Source organism: Streptomyces longispororuber (assembly GCF_024448165.1).
In the GTDB taxonomy this organism is placed as follows: Bacteria; Actinomycetota; Actinomycetes; order Streptomycetales; family Streptomycetaceae; genus Streptomyces; species Streptomyces longispororuber_A.
This window is the reverse complement of sequence record NZ_JAMOLN010000382.1, coordinates 1-3,728: the sequence shown is the minus strand read 5'-3', so window position 1 is coordinate 3,728 and position 3,728 is coordinate 1. Positions and strand designations below refer to the sequence as shown.

Here is a 3,728-nt window from a genome sequence, read left to right as displayed (position 1 = left end):
GTCGCACACGGCCGCGCCGATGACCAGCCGGGCGTCCGCGGTGCCCGCCTCGTACGGGCCGTCGCCGTACACCGGGTCGCCGCCCACCCGCACGTGGAACTCCCCCTCGTCCACGCGGACCTCGACCACGCCCGGCTCGCCCAGCGCCTCCAGTTGCCGCAGCATCGGCAGGGCCAGCCAGTGCGCCCGCACCGCGTCCGTCGGCCGCCGCTCGGCGAGCTCCGCCGCACCCCATTCGCCCAGCGCGTGCAGCACGGGCAGCAACCGCCGCCCCCGCTCCGTGAGTTCGTACACGTACACCGACGCGGGCGCGGTGAGTCTGCGCCGGGTGGCGAGTCCGTCCCGCTCCATGTCCTTCAGGCGGGTGGCCAGCATGTCCGTACTGACGCCGGGGAGGTCGGCGTGCAGGTCGGTGTAGCGGCGCGGCCCGGCGAGGAGTTCGCGCACGATCAGGAGCGTCCAGCGGTCCCCGACGGCGTCGAGGGCGCGGGCGGCGGCGCAGTACTGGTCGTAGCTTCGGCGTGGCATGACGCGCAGTCTATGCATCTTGTTGGACTTTCCAAGCTCCCACTTGGTAAAACCAAGTACCCCAGCTAGGAGGCACGCACATGGAGTTCCGGCAGTCGAGCAAGCTGAGCGAGGTCTGCTACGAGATCCGCGGCCCGGTGATCGAGCACGCCAACGCGCTGGAGGAGGCCGGCCACAGCGTGCTGCGGCTGAACACCGGCAACCCGGCACTGTTCGGCTTCGAGGCGCCCGAGGAGATCGTCCAGGACATGATCCGGATGCTCCCGCAGGCGCACGGCTACACGGACTCGCGCGGCATCCTGTCCGCCCGGCGCGCCGTCGCCCAGCGCTACCAGGGGCTCGGCCTGGACGTCGGCGTCGACGACGTGTTCCTCGGCAACGGCGTGTCCGAGCTGGTCTCGATGGCCGTGCAGGCGCTCCTGGAGGACGGCGACGAAGTCCTCATCCCCGCCCCGGACTTCCCGCTGTGGACCGCGGTCACCACGCTCTCGGGCGGCAAGGCCGTGCACTACGTCTGCGACGAACAGGCCGACTGGTACCCGGACCTGGACGACATGGCCGCGAAGATCACCGACCGGACCAGGGCCGTCGTCCTCATCAACCCGAACAACCCCACCGGCGCCGTCTACCCGAAGGAGATCGTCGAGGGCGTCCTCGACCTCGCCCGGCGGCACGGCCTGATGGTGTTCGCCGACGAGATCTACGACCAGATCCTGTACGACGACGCGGTGCACCACAGCGCCGCCGCCCTCGCCCCCGACCTCGTCGTGCTCACCTTCTCCGGCCTGTCCAAGACGTACCGCGTCGCCGGGTTCCGGTCCGGCTGGCTGGTCGTCACGGGCCCGCAGCAGCACGCGCGGAACTATCTGGAGGGGCTGACGATGCTCGCCTCCATGCGGCTGTGCCCGAACGCGCCCGCCCAGTACGCCATCCAGGCCGCGCTCGGCGGCCGCCAGTCCATCCGTGAACTGACCGCGCCCGGCGGCCGGTTGCACGAGCAGCGCGACAAGGCGTGGGAGAAGCTGAACGAGATCCCCGGCGTCAGCTGCGTCAAGCCCAAGGGCGCGCTCTACGCCTTCCCCCGCCTCGACCCGAAGGTGCACAGAATCGTCGACGACGAGAAGTTCGTCCTCGACCTGCTGCTGCGCGAGAAGATCCAGGTCGTGCAGGGCACCGGCTTCAACTGGCCGCGCCCCGACCACTTCCGCATCCTCACCCTCCCGTACGCTGACGACCTCGACGCCGCGATCAGCCGGATCGGCCGCTTCCTGAGCGGCTACCGCCAATGACGCTGCCGGCCTGAAGACGGGAGCGCCCGTGCCGTCCTGCACCACCTGCTCGTACCCGAGCCACACCCAGTTCGCCTCGCCCGGGCTGGTCGGGCCCATCGTGTCCGGGGAGTTCGACCGGGCGCAGGACCCGGCGTGGCGGGAGTCGGGGGCGACGACGGTGGCGGACTACGCGCGCTGGTGCGGCCATCTGTGCGGGGCGACGTGCCTGCGCATGGCACTCGGGGACGAGGCGCCCTCGCTCTTCGAACTCCGCGACGGGGCCCTGAAGTTCGGTGCGTACACGGTCGACGCGGAGGGCGAGATCCACGGCATGGTGTACGCCCCGGCGGTGGAGTACGTACGGGACGTGCACGGCCTGGACGCCCGGGTGCACCGCGAGCTGGGCGTGGCCGGGATCGGGGAGCAGCTCGACGCGGGGCGCCTCGTCATCGCCTCCGTCCACTACGCGATCCGCCGCCCGCACGAACCGGCGCCCGGCCGGGGCGGCCATCTGGTCCTGGTCACCGGCCGCACGGCCGACGGCGCTGGATTCCACTTCCACAACCCGTCGGGCACGGACGCCGCGACGCGCACGGCCGAGCTGCCCGCCGCCCGGTTCGCGGACTACTTCGCGGGCCGCGGCATGTCGCTGCCCGGCCGGGACTAGCCCGTGGACGCCGCCCTGATAGCCGTGCTCGGCACGCTCCTCGGCTCGGTCGTCACGCACTACTTCCAGGGCCGCGCGACGGTGCGCAGCGCCGAACTGGCCCGCGCCGAGCAGCTCCGCCAGGAACGCATCTCCAGTTACAGCGCGTTCGCCGGTGCGCTCTTCGACTTCCGCCGCAGCCAGAACGACCGCTGGTTCCGCGCCCACGAGAACCCGGGCGGCCGGGAGGCGGAGACCGCGCGCTTCGCCTCGTACGAGGCACGGATCGCCGCCCGCCAGGCGCTGGTCCGGGTGCAGCTGGTCTGCGACGACCCACGACTGCGTCAACTCGCCGAGCAGGCCTTCGAGTTGACGAACTGCATGCACGAGGCGACGGACGAGACGGACCGCGACCGCCGCTCGCAGCGCAGCAAGGAGGCACTGAGCCGTTTCGTGGAGACGGCGGCGCCCAGCGTGCGCTAGGGCCTTCCGGTGCGGGGACGGGTACGGCTACAGGTACGGGTACGGGCGGCCGGTCGCGCGTACCGGCGGGCGGCGGCGGGCACTTCCCCGGTATGACCGACAGGCCGTTGCTGCTGCTCGACGTCGACGGACCGCTGAACCCCTACGCGGCGCGGTTTCCCCGGCTGCGCGGCTACCGCGCGCACCGGCTCCGCCCCAGCAGCTGGCTGGCCCGTCAGGAACCGGGGTCACGCGGTGTACGGCGCGGGCTGCGGGTCGTGCTGCATCCGGGACACGGGGCGCTGCTGCGGGCGCTGCCGTACGAACTCGCCTGGGCCACCACGTGGATGCACGAGGCGAACGAGATGATCGGCCCCGCGATCGGCCTCGCCGGGGACCTGCCGGTCATCGAGTGGCCCGAGCTGTTCGCCCACGACCCGGACGGGCTGTACTGGAAGACCCGGACGCTCGTGGAGTGGGCGGCCGGGCGGCCGTTCGCCTGGGTCGACGACATGGTGACCGAGCGGGACGTGGCGTACGTGCGCGCACACCACGACGCGCCCGCGCTGCTGCTCACGATCCATCCGCGCCGGGGACTGCGCGCGGACGACTTCGCCCGGCTGCGGGAGTGGGCGGACCGGACGGGCGCCTGACGAGGCGCTCGGGCGGGTCAGCCGCCCAGCAGCCCGTCCAGGGCCCGTACCGGGTCGGCGGCCGGCTCGCCGCGGGGCCACCAGTCCTCCCGGCCCGGGTCCGACTCGTACCCGTACCACAACCCGTCGCGGCCCAGGCGGAGTTGGAGGGACGGGGTGGACAGGTGG

Annotated in this window: 5 protein-coding genes; 4 read left to right on the top strand and 1 reads right to left on the bottom strand. The window is 72.4% G+C overall.

Going from position 1 to position 3,728, the window contains the following annotated elements:
- Positions 1–528, bottom strand: a 528-nt coding sequence (locus tag M4J07_RS47020) for a winged helix-turn-helix transcriptional regulator (protein ID WP_255983412.1), incomplete at its 3' end; no start/stop codon positions are given.
- Positions 529–608: 80 nt separating this feature from the next.
- Here M4J07_RS47020 and M4J07_RS47015 point away from each other — a divergent pair.
- The 4 genes from M4J07_RS47015 to M4J07_RS47000 all read left to right on the top strand — a co-directional run bounded on the left by M4J07_RS47015 (position 609) and on the right by M4J07_RS47000 (position 3,560).
- Positions 609–1,817 (top strand): pyridoxal phosphate-dependent aminotransferase, encoded by a 1,209-nt coding sequence (locus M4J07_RS47015; protein ID WP_255983410.1) that lies wholly within the window; start codon positions 609–611, stop codon positions 1,815–1,817.
- A gap of 28 nt (positions 1,818–1,845) precedes the next feature.
- Positions 1,846–2,466 carry a C39 family peptidase gene (locus tag M4J07_RS47010; protein WP_255983408.1) on the top strand — a complete coding sequence of 207 codons (621 nt, stop codon included), beginning with the start codon at positions 1,846–1,848 and terminating at the stop codon, positions 2,464–2,466.
- 3 nt (positions 2,467–2,469) lie between these two features.
- Positions 2,470–2,928: a hypothetical protein gene (locus tag M4J07_RS47005; RefSeq protein ID WP_255983406.1), complete on the top strand. Its 459-nt coding sequence runs from the start codon at positions 2,470–2,472 to the stop codon at positions 2,926–2,928.
- Between the two features lie 92 nt (positions 2,929–3,020).
- Positions 3,021–3,560: a hypothetical protein gene (locus M4J07_RS47000; protein ID WP_255983404.1), complete on the top strand. Its 540-nt coding sequence runs from the start codon at positions 3,021–3,023 to the stop codon at positions 3,558–3,560.
- Positions 3,561–3,728 lie beyond the last annotated feature (168 nt).